This is a genomic window from Methylobacterium sp. AC433 (assembly GCF_979253015.1).
On record NZ_CEEDBN010000084.1, the window covers coordinates 1 to 253 of the forward strand.

The following is a 253-nucleotide window of genomic DNA, read 5'->3' on the forward strand; positions in this document are numbered from 1 at the left end:
GTTCAGCCGGGTGGTCTTCACCACTTCGCTGGCCGAGAGGCAGCCGACCATGGCGTCGCTATGCGGACGCCGCGCGAGGAGCGCCGGCAGGATCGCCCGGACGTGCTCGTCCATGAACAGCATCGTGGAACTGATGATGTCGGCGCGCGCGATGTCGGCCTTGCAGGCCTCCAGGGACGCGGGGGCCGTGTCCCAGGCGGCGGCGGCGTGGAAATCGAGGACGAGGCCGGGCAGGTCGCGGGTCAGGCGCTGG

1 protein-coding gene is annotated in these 253 nt (G+C 71.1%); it reads right to left on the minus strand.

Annotated elements, in window-relative coordinates; genetic code table 11:
- Positions 1-253, minus strand: a 253-nt coding sequence (locus AC0IWM_RS23820; RefSeq protein ID WP_471759157.1) for a DUF3479 domain-containing protein, incomplete at both ends; no start/stop codon positions are given.